This window comes from Streptomyces sp. NPDC090077 (genome assembly GCF_044747545.1).
Taxonomy (GTDB): Bacteria; Actinomycetota; Actinomycetes; order Streptomycetales; family Streptomycetaceae; genus Streptomyces.
The window spans coordinates 51,978-65,052 of sequence record NZ_JBIVEG010000037.1; the positions used below are offsets into that span (position 1 = coordinate 51,978).

12 protein-coding genes are annotated in these 13,075 nt (G+C 71.6%); 8 read left to right on the top strand and 4 right to left on the bottom strand.

Going from position 1 to position 13,075, the window contains the following annotated elements; genetic code table 11:
• Positions 1-2: 2 nt before the first annotated feature.
• The 4 genes from ACIPW5_RS35455 to ACIPW5_RS35470 all read left to right on the top strand — a co-directional run bounded on the left by ACIPW5_RS35455 (position 3) and on the right by ACIPW5_RS35470 (position 2,689).
• Positions 3-1,595, top strand: coding sequence for an acyl-CoA carboxylase subunit beta (locus tag ACIPW5_RS35455; protein WP_401254189.1), 1,593 nt, complete (start codon positions 3-5; stop codon positions 1,593-1,595).
• 21 nt (positions 1,596-1,616) lie between these two features.
• Positions 1,617-1,829, top strand: a complete 213-nt coding sequence (locus ACIPW5_RS35460; RefSeq protein WP_125599251.1) for an acyl-CoA carboxylase epsilon subunit — start codon at positions 1,617-1,619, stop codon at positions 1,827-1,829.
• 91 nt (positions 1,830-1,920) lie between these two features.
• Positions 1,921-2,055, top strand: coding sequence for a morphogenic membrane protein MmpB (gene mmpB, locus ACIPW5_RS35465; RefSeq protein ID WP_401254192.1), 135 nt, complete (start codon positions 1,921-1,923; stop codon positions 2,053-2,055).
• A gap of 25 nt (positions 2,056-2,080) precedes the next feature.
• Complete coding sequence (locus ACIPW5_RS35470; protein ID WP_401254194.1) at positions 2,081-2,689, top strand: Maf family protein; 609 nt, start codon at positions 2,081-2,083, stop codon at positions 2,687-2,689.
• On the opposite strand, the gene ACIPW5_RS35475 is transcribed toward ACIPW5_RS35470, so the two are convergent.
• Positions 2,670-3,113 (bottom strand): hypothetical protein, encoded by a 444-nt coding sequence (locus tag ACIPW5_RS35475; protein WP_401254197.1) that lies wholly within the window; start codon positions 3,111-3,113, stop codon positions 2,670-2,672. The two genes, ACIPW5_RS35470 and ACIPW5_RS35475, sit on opposite strands and share 20 nt — an antisense overlap.
• A gap of 389 nt (positions 3,114-3,502) precedes the next feature.
• Here ACIPW5_RS35475 and ACIPW5_RS35480 point away from each other — a divergent pair, with 389 nt between their 5' ends.
• Positions 3,503-5,266: an acetyl/propionyl/methylcrotonyl-CoA carboxylase subunit alpha gene (locus tag ACIPW5_RS35480; RefSeq protein ID WP_401254199.1), complete on the top strand. Its 1,764-nt coding sequence runs from the start codon at positions 3,503-3,505 to the stop codon at positions 5,264-5,266.
• 144 nt (positions 5,267-5,410) lie between these two features.
• On the opposite strand, the gene ACIPW5_RS35485 is transcribed toward ACIPW5_RS35480, so the two are convergent.
• Positions 5,411-6,340, bottom strand: coding sequence for a DeoR/GlpR family DNA-binding transcription regulator (locus tag ACIPW5_RS35485; RefSeq protein ID WP_401254219.1), 930 nt, complete (start codon positions 6,338-6,340; stop codon positions 5,411-5,413).
• A gap of 235 nt (positions 6,341-6,575) precedes the next feature.
• Positions 6,576-8,015, bottom strand: coding sequence for an NAD(P)H-quinone dehydrogenase (locus ACIPW5_RS35490; RefSeq protein WP_401254201.1), 1,440 nt, complete (start codon positions 8,013-8,015; stop codon positions 6,576-6,578).
• A gap of 162 nt (positions 8,016-8,177) precedes the next feature.
• On the opposite strand from ACIPW5_RS35490, the gene ACIPW5_RS35495 reads away from it, so the two are divergent.
• The 3 genes from ACIPW5_RS35495 (at position 8,178) to ACIPW5_RS35505 (ending at position 11,259) form a co-directional block, all read left to right on the top strand.
• The gene (locus tag ACIPW5_RS35495; RefSeq protein ID WP_007266087.1) at positions 8,178-8,615 is read left to right on the top strand and encodes a gamma-glutamylcyclotransferase; all 438 of its coding nucleotides are present in this window, start codon (positions 8,178-8,180) and stop codon (positions 8,613-8,615) included.
• A gap of 130 nt (positions 8,616-8,745) precedes the next feature.
• Positions 8,746-9,552: a purine-nucleoside phosphorylase gene (locus ACIPW5_RS35500; RefSeq protein ID WP_362469979.1), complete on the top strand. Its 807-nt coding sequence runs from the start codon at positions 8,746-8,748 to the stop codon at positions 9,550-9,552.
• Positions 9,553-9,612: 60 nt separating this feature from the next.
• Positions 9,613-11,259, top strand: coding sequence for a phospho-sugar mutase (locus tag ACIPW5_RS35505; protein ID WP_401254204.1), 1,647 nt, complete (start codon positions 9,613-9,615; stop codon positions 11,257-11,259).
• 626 nt (positions 11,260-11,885) lie between these two features.
• Here the strand turns inward: ACIPW5_RS35505 and ACIPW5_RS35510 are convergent.
• Positions 11,886-12,623: an SDR family oxidoreductase gene (locus ACIPW5_RS35510; RefSeq protein WP_401254207.1), complete on the bottom strand. Its 738-nt coding sequence runs from the start codon at positions 12,621-12,623 to the stop codon at positions 11,886-11,888.
• Positions 12,624-13,075: the final 452 nt, after the last annotated feature.

Below are 13,075 nucleotides of genomic sequence, written 5' to 3' on the forward strand. Positions count from 1 at the left end.
CGATGTCCCAACCCTCAGAGCCGATCGACATGCACACGACCGCGGGCAAGCTCGCGGACCTGCGGCGCCGCGTCGAGGAAGCCACGCACGCCGGTTCCGAGCGTGCCGTCGAGAAGCAGCACGCCAAGGGCAAGCTGACGGCACGTGAGCGTGTGGCGTTGCTGCTGGACGAGGGGTCCTTCGTAGAGCTGGACGAGTTCGCCCGGCACCGGTCGACCAACTTCGGGCTGGAGAAGACCCGTCCCTACGGCGACGGCGTCGTCACCGGCTACGGCACGGTGGACGGGCGCCCGGTGGCCGTGTTCTCACAGGACTTCACCGTCTTCGGCGGGGCCCTCGGCGAGGTCTACGGGCAGAAGATCATCAAGGTGATGGACTTCGCCCTGAAGACCGGCTGCCCGGTCGTCGGCATCAACGACTCCGGCGGCGCCCGCATCCAGGAGGGCGTGAGCGCCCTCGGCATGTACGGCGAGATCTTCCGCCGCAACGTCCACGCCTCGGGCGTGATCCCGCAGATCAGCCTGGTCGTGGGGCCCTGTGCCGGCGGCGCCGTGTACTCCCCCGCCATCACCGACTTCACGGTCATGGTCGACCAGACCTCGCACATGTTCATCACCGGCCCGGACGTCATCAAGACGGTCACCGGCGAGGACGTCGGCTTCGAGGAGCTGGGCGGCGCCCGCACCCACAACAGCACCTCCGGCGTCGCCCACCACATGGCCGGTGACGAGAAGGACGCGATCGAGTACGTCAAGTCACTGCTGGCGTACCTGCCGTCGAACAACCTCTCCGAGCCGCCCTCCTTCCCGGAGGAGGCGGACACCGAGGTCTCGGACGCCGACCTGGAGCTCGACGTCCTGATCCCGGACAGTGCGAACCAGCCGTACGACATGCACACTGTGATTGAGCACGTGCTCGACGACGCGGAGTTCCTGGAGACCCAGTCCCTGTTCGCCCCGAACATCCTCACCGGCTTCGGCCGCGTCGAGGGGCACCCGGTGGGCGTCGTCGCCAACCAGCCGATGCAGTTCGCCGGCTGCCTGGACATCAACGCCTCCGAGAAGGCCGCGCGGTTCGTCCGCACGTGCGACGCCTTCAACATCCCGGTGCTGACGTTCGTCGACGTCCCGGGCTTCCTGCCCGGCACCGACCAGGAGTACAACGGAATCATCCGGCGCGGAGCGAAGCTGATCTACGCGTACGCCGAGGCCACCGTCCCCCTCATCACCGTCATCACGCGCAAGGCCTTCGGCGGCGCCTACGACGTCATGGGCTCCAAGCACCTCGGCGCGGACCTGAACCTGGCCTGGCCGACCGCCCAGATCGCCGTCATGGGCGCGCAGGGCGCGGTGAACATCCTGCACCGGCGCACCATCGCGGAGGCCGCTCCGGAGGAGGTGGAGGAGACCAGGGCACGGCTCATCACGGAGTACGAGGACACCCTGCTCAACCCCTACACGGCCGCCGAGCGCGGTTACGTCGACGCGGTGGTCATGCCGTCCGAGACCCGCGCCCAGGTGGTGAAGGGACTGCGCCAGCTGCGTACGAAGCGGGAGTCGCTGCCCCCGAAGAAGCACGGCAACATCCCCCTCTAGGCCTTCCAGGAGGACTCTGTGGTGATCAAGGTCGTCAAGGGCAACCCGACCCCCGAGGAGCTGGCCGCCGCACTGGCGGTGGTCCAAGCGCGCGCGGCGGCGCTGGCCTCGGCCCCGTCGGGCGCGCCCCGGGTCCCGGACGAGTGGGCTTCGCCGAGCCGGGTGGCCCGGCGGCGCCAGATGCTGCCCGGGCCGCGCGCGTGGGGCCGTACGTACTGGCCCGGACGGGGCTGAGCCCCGCGTTCCGGAAGATGGCGCGAACGGACGGTGGCGCCTGAGTACCCGTACTCAGGCGCCACCGGCGTACCGGGTCCAGGATCGGAGCATGCTCTGGTCAGACCCGAAGGACGAGCCCCCGAAGGACATGCGCGACGCCCAGGCGATGCTGCGGCGGATGCTCGTGGTCCTCGTACTGGCGATGGTGGTCGCGGTGTACGTCCTCGGCGTGCCCCCGTTCTAGAGGGGTCCTCGGCGGCGGCCCTACGATGGCCCCCATGACCGCACGCACGCTCGTCCTCGCCTCCGCCTCGCCCGCCCGGCTGAACCTGCTGCGGCAGGCCGGGATGGCCCCGCACGTGATCGTCAGCGGGTTCGACGAGGACACCCTGGACCACGACGAACCGGCCGGCCTGGCGCTGGCCCTGGCCGAGGCCAAGGCGGGCGTGGTGGCGGGCCTGGAGGAGGCCGCGGGCGCCCTGGTGATCGGCTGCGACTCCGTGCTGGAGCTGGACGGCGAGGCGCTCGGCAAGCCGGCCGACGCGGCCGACGCCACGGCCCGCTGGACGTCGATGCGCGGGCGCGCCGGGGTGCTCCGTACGGGCCACTGCGTGATCGACACGGCCACCGGCCGTCAGGTCTCGGCGACGGCCTCCACGACGGTCCGCTTCGGCGAGCCGACGGACGCGGAGGTGGCGGCGTACGTGGCCAGCGGCGAACCGCTGCACGTGGCCGGGGCGTTCACCCTGGACGGCCTGTCGGCGCCGTTCATCGACGGCATCGACGGGGACCCGGGCAACGTGATCGGCCTGTCGCTGCCGCTGCTGCGCTCACTGCTGGGCGAACTGGACGTGTCCATCACGGACTTGTGGGCCTGAGGCGCCCACCGGACCGCCCGTCCGGCCCGGCCGCCGGCCGGGCGTGGAGCATCAGGGTCAGCACCAGCAGACACAGGATCACCATCGTCGCCGCGAAGGCGCCCCAGCCGACGAGTGCCGCGGCGAGGGCGCCGAGCACCCCGTGGGTGACGGCGGCGGCGACGAGCAGGACGCGGGCGGCACGGCCCGGCGGGTGGTCGCGCAGGGCGGCGACGGCGGCCAGGACGGCGCACAGCAGGAGGAAGGCGCCCAGCGCGGCACCCATCCCATAGGTAGCCATGGCCATGACATCCGGATCGGCGCCCGCGATGGACATCGACTGGGCTTCGGTCGCCCGGCCCAGCACGACGTGGACGAGTACGAGCACGGCGGCCTCCGCGACGAGTGCGATCGCGGCCAGCCCCGCCACGAGTCTGCGCAGCACGACGCCCCCATCCCTCCCACGCCACAAGCGTGTTCGACGCCTGGGAGGCTACTAACGAGTAAACCTTCGGACAAGAGTCCGGACCCGCTTCGTTACGGGAAAGCGGCGCGCGGGCGGCCGTGACGGCTCTCACTCAAAGAATGCATAGGCCGTTCGTAGGGACTCCACAAAGAATCGGCGGGGGCCGCTGACCCGCCGAACAGAGACCTCGCCCTCCCAACGGGGTTACTGTGCAGTCGGGGATCACCCTGACCTGGGGCGACACAAGGGCCACCGCACTCAAGGGCCACTCGAATCACGCTCCGTGTGGGCAAGGTCACCACCGGGGAAGGGTCGTAAGGCCGTGTCGGCAGTCCCTAAACTCAGCTTGTTTCAAGGAGGGAGCCATCGTGCGCAAGGTGCTCATCGCCAACCGTGGCGAAATCGCTGTCCGCGTTGCTCGGGCCTGCCGGGATGCCGGGATCGCGAGCGTAGCCGTCTACGCCGATCCGGACCGGGACGCCCTGCACGTCCGCGCGGCAGACGAAGCTTTCGCGTTGGGCGGTGACACCCCGGCAGCCAGCTACCTCGACATCGCGAAGGTCCTGCAGGCCGCCGCGGACTCCGGAGCGGACGCCATCCACCCCGGATACGGCTTCCTCTCCGAGAACGCCGACTTCGCCCAGGCCGTGCTCGACGCCGGCCTGACCTGGATCGGCCCGCCGCCGCAGGCCATCCGCGACCTCGGCGACAAGGTGGCCGCCCGCCACATCGCCCAGCGCGCCGGGGCCCCGCTCGTCGCGGGCACCCCCGACCCGGTCTCCGGAGCCGACGAGGTCGTCGCGTTCGCCAAGGAGCACGGCCTGCCGATCGCCATCAAGGCGGCCTTCGGCGGTGGCGGCCGCGGCCTGAAGGTCGCCCGCACCCTCGAAGAGGTGCCGGAGCTGTACGAGTCCGCCGTGCGCGAGGCCGTGGCCGCCTTCGGCCGCGGCGAGTGCTTCGTCGAGCGCTACCTCGACCGGCCGCGCCACGTCGAGACCCAGTGCCTCGCGGACTCGCACGGCAACGTGGTCGTCGTCTCGACCCGTGACTGCTCGCTGCAGCGCCGCCACCAGAAGCTCGTCGAGGAGGCCCCGGCCCCCTACCTGACGGAAGCCCAGAACGCCGAGCTCTACGCCGCGTCCAAGGCCATCCTCAAGGAGGCCGGCTACGTCGGCGCGGGCACCGTCGAGTTCCTCGTCGGCACCGACGGCACCATCTCCTTCCTCGAGGTCAACACCCGCCTCCAGGTCGAGCACCCGGTGACCGAGGAGGTCGCCGGCATCGACCTGGTCCGCGAGATGTTCCGCATCGCCGACGGCGAGGAGCTCGGCTACGGCGACCCCGAGCTGCGCGGCCACTCCTTCGAGTTCCGCATCAACGGCGAGGACCCGGGCCGCGGCTTCCTGCCCGCCCCCGGCACCGTCACCCTCTTCGCCCCGCCGACCGGCCCCGGCGTCCGCCTGGACGCGGGCGTGGAGACCGGCTCGGTCATCGGCCCCGCCTGGGACTCGCTGCTCGCCAAGCTGATCGTCACCGGCGCCACCCGCGAGCAGGCCCTCCAGCGCGCCGCGCGCGCCCTGGCGGAGTTCAACGTGGAGGGCATGGCCACCGCCATCCCCTTCCACCGCGCGGTCGTCTCCGACCCGGCCTTCGCCCCGACCGACGGCACCCCGTTCAAGGTCCACACCCGCTGGATCGAGACGGAGTTCGTCAACGAGATCAAGCCGTTCGCCGCTCCGGCGGCCGAGGAGACCGAGGACGAGCCGGGCCGCGAGACGGTCGTCGTCGAGGTCGGCGGCAAGCGCCTGGAGGTCTCCCTCCCGTCCTCGCTGGGCATGACCCTGGCCCGCACGGCCGCCGCGGGCGGCGCCAAGCCGAAGCGCCGCGCCGCCAAGAAGTCCGGCCCGGCCGCCTCCGGCGACACCCTCGCGTCCCCGATGCAGGGCACGATCGTCAAGGTCGCGGTCGAGGAGGGCCAGCAGGTCAACGAGGGCGACCTGATCGTCGTCCTGGAGGCGATGAAGATGGAGCAGCCGCTGAACGCGCACCGCTCCGGCACCATCGTCGGCCTGACCGCCGAGGTCGGCGCGTCCCTCACCTCGGGCGCCACGATCTGCGAGATCAAGGACTGACGCCCCCAGCTCCACGAAGGCCCCCGCCCGGGACACCCGGGCGGGGGCCTTCGCACGTCCGCCGACGCACCCAGCGGTAGCCGGGGGAGGAACGGGCGTAGGGCAGGCAGGAGACCGGCCCGCAGGGACCCGGCACCCGAGCGGCTAGCGGCGCCGCATGTCCGCGACCCGCGCCCGCTCCCCCGCCTGCTGCTCCAGCAGCGACGCGGGCGCGCTGCGCAGCTGGGCGGTGGGCCCGCCGCGCCGCTGGACCGGCAGCGGAGCCTCCCGGCGCGGCCTGCGCCCCGGCATGCCCTCCCCGGCGCCCCCGTGGCCCCCGGCCACCGGCGCCGACCCGGCCACGGTGATCTGCACGCCCTGGTCCGCCAGCGCCTGGAGCTCCGTCGCGGCCCGCTCGTCGTGCTGCGGGGGCTCGTCCGTCACCAGCCGCGTCATCACGTCGGTCGGTACGGTCTGGAACATCGTGTCCGTGCCGAGCTTCGTGTGGTCGGCCAGGACGACGACCTCCGCCGCCGCCTGCACCAGCGCCCGGTCCACGCTCGCGGAGAGCATGTTGGACGTGGAGAGCCCGCGCTCGGCGGTCAGGCCGCTCCCGGACAGGAAGGCCCGGGAGACCCGCAGCCCCTGGAGGGACTGTTCGGCGCCGCTGCCCACGAGGGCGTAGTTCGAGCCGCGCAGCGTGCCGCCGGTCATCACCACCTCCACCCGGTTGGCGTGCGCCAGCGCCTGGGCGACGAGCAGCGAGTTGGTGACGACGGTCAGACCGGGCACCCGCGCGAGCCGGCGGGCCAGCTCCTGGGTCGTGGTACCCGCGCCGACGACGACGGCCTCGCCTTCTTCGACGAGGCCGGCCGCGACATCGGCGATGGCGGTCTTCTCCGCCGTCGCGAGATGGGACTTTTGCGGAAAGCCGGACTCCCGCGTGAAACCGCCCGGCAAAACCGCACCGCCGTGTCGGCGGTCGAGGAGTCCTTCTGCCTCCAGTGCCCGCACGTCCCGCCGTACGGTCACTTCGGAGGTCTGGACGACGCGGGCGAGCTCCCGGAGCGATACCGCACCGTTGGCCCGCACCATTTCGAGGATCAATTGGCGACGTTCAGCAGCGAACACGAAACTGACAGTAACGCCAACGACCGTCTGCTTTCAGCTCTTTGCGCCGGAATACCGAAGTTGTCCATACGTCGGCCCGACTAGTGGTATACGCGGCGGGCCCGCCGCCGGCCCGCGCCGGCACGCAACCCGGCCGCACCACGGCTTCCGCCCCAACCCGCGTACGGGAAGGGGCGGTTGGGCCTCGGGGCGGGAGCCGCTACGCCTCGCCGCCCGCCTTGCGGGTGTGCAGCTGGCGGGCCACTTCGGCGATCGAACCGGACAGCGAGGGGTACACGGTGAACGCGTTTGCGATCTGCTCGACGGTCAGGTTGTTGTCGACGGCGATCGAGATGGGGTGGATCAGCTCGCTCGCGCGCGGCGAGACGACGACGCCGCCCACCACGATGCCGGTGCCCGGGCGGCAGAACAGCTTCACGAACCCGTCCCGGATGCCCTGCATCTTGGCGCGCGGGTTGCGCAGCAGCGGCAGCTTCACCACGCGGGCGTCGATCTTGCCCGCGTCCACGTCGGCCTGGGTGTAGCCGACGGTGGCGATCTCGGGGTCGGTGAAGACGTTCGAGGAGACCGTCTTCAGGTTCAGCGGGGCCACCGCGTCGCCGAGGAAGTGGTACATCGCGATGCGCCCCTGCATGGCGGCGACGGAGGCGAGCGCGAAGATGCCGGTGACGTCACCGGCGGCGTACACGCCCGGCGAGGACGTGCGCGACACCTTGTCGGTCCAGATGTGCCCGGACTCCTTGAGCCGGACCCCGGACTCCTCCAGGTTCATGTTCTTGGTGTTCGGGATCGCGCCGACCGCCATCAGGCAGTGCGTACCCGTGATCACCCGGCCGTCGGAGAGGGTGACCTCCACCCGGTCGCCGACCCGCTTGGCGGACTCGGCGCGCGAACGGCCGATGACGTTCATGCCGCGGCGGCGGAAGACGTCCTCCAGCACGGCGGCCGCGTCCGGGTCCTCACCCGGCAGCACGCGGTCGCGCGAGGACACCAGCGTCACCCGGGAGCCCAGGGCCTGGTACGCGCCGGCGAACTCGGCACCGGTCACACCGGAGCCGACCACGATCAGCTCCTCGGGGAGCTCCTCCAGGTCGTAGACCTGGGTCCAGTTCAGGATCCGCTCCCCGTCGGGCATCGCGTCCGGGATCTCGCGGGGGGTGCCGCCGGTGGCGATCAGCACGGCGTCGGCGGTGAGGATCGTCTCGGTGCCGTCGGCGGCGGTGACGATGACGTCCCGCGTGCCGTCGATGCCCTGCGGGCCGCCCAGCTTGCCGCGGCCGCGCATGACGCGGGCGCCGGCCCGGGTGACGGAGGCGGTGATGTCGTGGGACTGGGCCAGGGCGAGGCGCTTCACGCGCCGGTTCACCTTGCCGAGGTCCACGCCGACGACGCGGGCGGCCTGCTCGATGTGCGGGGTGTCGTCCGCGACGACGATCCCCAGCTCCTCGTACGACGAGTCGAAGGTCGTCATGACCTCTGCGGTCGCGATGAGGGTCTTCGAGGGCACGCAGTCGGTCAGCACCGACGCCCCGCCCAGACCGTCGCAGTCGACGACGGTCACCTCCGCGCCGAGCTGGGCCCCCACCAGGGCTGCCTCATACCCGCCGGGTCCACCGCCGATGATCACGATCCGGGTCACGAAAAGTCCGCCTCACGTCTACCCGGCCGGCTGCCGCCCCGGCCGGTGTTCCGGGGGTTCTCCCCGGGGGATGCATTCCGTGCCCCATTGTCCCGCACGCATCAAGGTGCTCGCACCATCCGGACACGCGGGCCGGGGCGACCCTCCCGTACCCTCGACCTCATGTCGCTCTACGCCGCGTACGCCGGCAACCTCGACCCGCGGCTGATGACGCGCCGCGCTCCCCATTCGCCGCTGCGCGGAACGGGCTGGATCAACGACTGGCGGCTGACCTTCGGCGGCGAGCAGATGGGCTGGGAAGGCGCCCTCGCCACCATCGTGGAGGCCCCCCGCCAGCAGGTCTTCGTCGCGCTGTACGACATCGCCCCGCTGGACGAGGACTCGATGGACCGCTGGGAGGGTGTCGGCCTCGACATCTACCGCCGCATGCGGATCCGCGTCCACACCCTGGACGGCGAGGAGGCGGCCTGGTGCTACGTCCTCAACGGCTACGAGGGCGGCCTGCCCTCGGCGCGCTACCTGGGCGAGATCGCGGACGCCGCCGAGTCGGCCGGCGCACCGCACGACTACGTCATGGAACTCCGCAAGCGCCCCTGCTGACGGCGCCCCGGCCCGGACCCGCCCGCGGGGGCGGAGAGGGACGATTCGGCGGAAACGACAAGGCAACGATCCGAACACCGTGAGCTGCGCCATCTACGCGCGTAGGCGATAAGCGGCTACGCTCGTCTGCGTGAACGCATCTGTTACCGACCCCTTCGCCGCCGCCGACGCCGCCGCCGCCCGCCTCCGCGAGCTCACCGGCGTCGAATCCCACGATGTCGCCCTCGTCATGGGCTCCGGCTGGGCCCCCGCCGCAGAGGCGCTCGGCGCCCCCGAGTCCGAGTTCCTCGTCACCGAGCTGCCCGGCTTCCCGCCCGCCGCCGTCGAGGGCCACGGCGGCAAGATCCGCTCGTACAAGATCGGCGACAAGCGCGCCCTGGTCTTCCTCGGCCGGACCCACTACTACGAGGGCCGCGGCGTCGCCGCCGTCGCCCACGGCGTGCGCACCGCCGTCGCCGCCGGCTGCAAGACCGTCGTCCTGACCAACGGCTGCGGCGGCCTCCGCGAGGGCATGAAGCCCGGCCAGCCCGTCCTGATCAGCGACCACCTCAACCTGACGGCCACCTCGCCGATCGTCGGCGCGAACTTCGTCGACCTCACCGACCTGTACTCGCCGCGCCTGCGCGCGATGTGCAAGGACATCGACGAGACCCTCGAAGAGGGCGTCTACGTCCAGTTCCCCGGCCCGCACTACGAGACCCCGGCCGAGATCAACATGATCCGCGTCATGGGCGCCGACCTGGTCGGCATGTCCACCGTGCTGGAAGCCATCGCCGCCCGCGAGGCCGGCGCCGAGGTCCTCGGCATCTCCCTGGTCACCAACCTGGCCGCGGGCCTGTCCGGCGAGCCGCTGAACCACGAAGAGGTCCTCCAGGCCGGCCGTGACTCCGCCGCCCGCATGGGCACGCTGCTGACGCAGGTCCTCGCCCGCATCTGATCGACGCGGTCGACACCCGACGATCGACATCGACGACGTACGAGAGGTAAGGCGGAAGCAGTGCAGGAACAGGACGACCTCCTCGCCCGGGCCCGGACCTGGCTGGCCGAGGACCCGGACCCGGAGACGGCGGCGGAGCTCGCGGCCCTGATCGACGCGAACGACACGGCCGAGCTCGCGGACCGCTTCTCCGGCACGCTCCAGTTCGGCACCGCCGGACTGCGCGGCGAGATCGGCGCCGGCCCGATGCGGATGAACCGCTCCGTGGTCATCCGCGCCGCGGCGGGCCTCGCGGCCTACCTGAAGGCCCAGGGCCACGACGGCGGCCTCGTCGTCGTCGGCTACGACGCGCGCTACAAGTCGGCGGACTTCGCCCGCGACACCGCCGCCGTGATGACCGGCGCCGGACTGCGCGCGGCCGTCCTGCCCCGACCGCTGCCCACGCCCGTCCTCGCGTACGCCATAAGGCACCTCGGCGCCGTCGCCGGCGTCGAGGTGACCGCCAGCCACAACCCTCCCCGGGACAACGGCTACAAGGTCTACCTCGGCGACGGCTCGCAGATCGTGTCCCCCGCGGACACCGAGATCGCGGCGCAGATCGCGGCCGTCGGCGCACTGGCCGACGTACCGCAGCCCGCCGACGGCTGGCTGCAGCTCGACGAGGAGGTCCTGGAGGCCTACCTGACCCGCACGGACGCCGTCCTGACCCCGGGCTCCCCCCGGGGCGTGCGGACCGTCTACACGGCCATGCACGGCGTCGGCAAGGACGTCGTCCTCGCCGCCTTCGCCCGCCACGGCTTCCCCGAGCCGGTCCTCGTCGCCGAGCAGGCCGAGCCCGACCCGGCCTTCCCCACGGTCGCCTTCCCCAACCCGGAGGAGCCCGGCGCCATGGACCTGGCCTTCGCGAAGGCCGCTGAGGTCCAGCCCGACATCGTCATCGCCAACGACCCGGACGCCGACCGCTGCGCGGTGGCCGTCCCGGACAACGGCGGCTGGCGCATGCTCCGCGGCGACGAGGTCGGCGCCCTGCTGGCCGCCCACCTGGTCCACAAGGGCGCCAGCGGCGTCTTCGCGGAGTCCATCGTCTCGTCCTCCCTCCTCGGCCGGATCGCGGAGGCCGCGGGCGTCGGCTACGAGGAGACCCTGACGGGCTTCAAGTGGATCGCCCGCGTCGAGGGCCTGCGCTACGGCTACGAGGAAGCCCTCGGCTACTGCGTGGACCCCGAGGGCGTCCGCGACAAGGACGGCATCACCGCCGCCCTGCTGGTCGCCGAGCTCGCCTCGAAGCTCAAGGAGCAGGGCCGCACCCTGACCGACCTGCTGGACGACCTGGCGATGGCCCACGGCCTGCACCACACCGACCAGCTGTCGGTCCGCGTCTCGGACCTGTCGGTCATCGCCAACGCCATGGCGCAGCTGCGCGCCGAACCCCCGGCCTCCCTGGCGGGGCTGCGGGTGGTCTCGGCGGAGGACCTGTCGCTCGGCTCGGCGGCCCTCCCGCCCACGGACGGCCTGCGCTACTACCTGGACGGCGACTACAAGGCGCGCGTCATCTGCCGCCCCTCCGGCACGGAGCCCAAGCTCAAGTGCTACCTGGAGGTCGTGGTCCCGGTCGCGGAAGCCTCCGACCTCGCGGGCGCCCGCACCCGCGGCCAGGAGATCCTGGACGCGGTCAAGAAGGACCTCTCGGCGGCCATGGGCCTCTGAGGCCCTGCCCCGCCTGCGACGGCCCCCACGACGGCCCCCTCGGCTCCGGCCGAGGGGGCCGTCGGCGTGGGTGGGGGGGCCGGGGGGCGGTATCTCCCTGGACCGGATCAGAGCAGGTAGGGGGCTTCCCGTCAGTCCATCGTCCTTCCGGTTCGCACCGGTCCCTCAAGGGCGCTCCTTCGTCGCGTCGCTACGCGATGGCCTTCGGCCACCCTTGACCGACCGGCACGAACCGGAAAGCCGAAAGACTGCCGGGAAACCCCCAAAGAAACGGTCACCGGGCAAAGGACACAGGGACGGCCGCGTCAGCGATGAGGCGAGGGGCCGGGCGCCGGCCCACCGGGCATCCGAGCCCCATATCCCCGTTTCGGGGCCAGAGGTGCGGCTCTACCTGCACGAAAAGTCGACCAGAGCAGGCCAGGGAGCCGACAGGCGCGACAGATCGCTACGCGCTTCTCTCGTCTCAGCGTCCGGCGACCGCCTGGGGCTGATACCCGCACCAGAAGTCGATCAGAGCGGTGCGGAAACGCAGGGGCGCGACAGATCGCTACGCGCTTCTCCCATTTCGGCGTCCGGCGGCCGTCTGGGGCTGATATCCGCGCCAAAGGACGAACGGCGGCCTTCTGTCAGGCTTGTGCGGTGGGCCGGACGACGATTTCGCTGACGTCTACGCCGTCGGGCTGCTCGATCGCGTAGGCGATGGCGGAAGCGACGGCGGAGGGCGGCATGGCGATCTCGTCGCGCTGACGGGTCATCGCGGCCGCGGCCTCGGGGCTGGCGCCCTTGCCTATGCCTTCGGTGTGGGTGAAGCCCGGCGAGACGAGGGTCACGCGCAGGTCGGGGCCCGATTCCTGACGCAGGCCCTCGGTGAGTACCTTCACGGCCGTCTTGGTGGCCGCATAGACGCCCTGGGGGGACTTGACGACGTAGGCCGCGGTGGAGCCGACGTTGACGAACTGGCCGGAGCGCTGCCGGCGGAAGACGGGCAGTGCCGCTCCGATGCCGTTGAGCAGGCCGGTGATGTGGGTGGCGACCATGGCGTCCCAGTCGTCCTGGCGCAGGTCGTCGAAGGGCGAGACGGCCATCGTGCCGGCGTTGGATACCAGGACGTCGAGCCGACCGAACTGGTCGAGGGCCGTGTCCGTCAGGCGCTGGAGGTCCTCGCGGCGCGTGACGTCGACGAGAACACCGGTGGCGGTACCTCCCTTGGCCGTGATGCCGTCCACGACCGCTTTCAGCCGATCCTCCCTGCGGGCCCCGAGTACGAGCTTGGCGCCCCGTTCGGCGAGGTAGGTCGCAGTCGCTTCACCAATGCCGCTGCTTGCCCCCGTGATCGCGATGACCTTGCCCTGGATAGCCGACATGATGGACTTCCTTTCGCTGGTGTGCGCCGTCCAGCGCCTGCCCACGGCACGGCGGGGTGGAATCGGCGCGTCATTCGACCATGATCATTCTCCTCGACCCACCCCCGTACCCGGGTGGGGAGATCCCCGGAAAGCCGACGGACGCTGAGAAACGAGGAGCGCGTAGCGATCTGTCGCGCCCCTGCGCTTCCACGCTGCTCTGATCGACTTTTGGTGCAGGTATCAGCCCCAGGCGGTCGCCGGACGCCGAGACGGGAGAAGCGCGTAGCGATCTGCTGCGGCTGGTCGCGCCCTTGGCGCGGAACAAGGCTGGTGAGGGCTCGGATGCCCGGGTGCCGGCCCTCGCCCCCTCCTGCATCGCTGACGGGCCCGTCCCTCTGTCCTCTGCCCGGTGACCGTTTCTTTGGGGGTTTCCCGGCAGTCTTTCGGCTTTCCGGTTCGTGCCGGTCGGT

Excerpts from the sequence above, each read along its gene's own strand:
- ACIPW5_RS35470 (WP_401254194.1), top strand. The coding sequence starts at position 2,081 with ATGGCCCCCATGACCGCACGCACGCTCGTCCTCGCCTCCGCCTCGCCC.
- ACIPW5_RS35510 (WP_401254207.1), bottom strand. The coding sequence starts at position 12,623 with ATGTCGGCTATCCAGGGCAAGGTCATCGCGATCACGGGGGCAAGCAGC.
- ACIPW5_RS35495 (WP_007266087.1), top strand. The coding sequence starts at position 8,178 with ATGTCGCTCTACGCCGCGTACGCCGGCAACCTCGACCCGCGGCTGATG.
- mmpB (WP_401254192.1), top strand. The coding sequence starts at position 1,921 with ATGCTCTGGTCAGACCCGAAGGACGAGCCCCCGAAGGACATGCGCGAC.
- ACIPW5_RS35485 (WP_401254219.1), bottom strand. The coding sequence starts at position 6,340 with ATGGTGCGGGCCAACGGTGCGGTATCGCTCCGGGAGCTCGCCCGCGTC.
- ACIPW5_RS35455 (WP_401254189.1), top strand. The coding sequence starts at position 3 with ATGTCCCAACCCTCAGAGCCGATCGACATGCACACGACCGCGGGCAAG.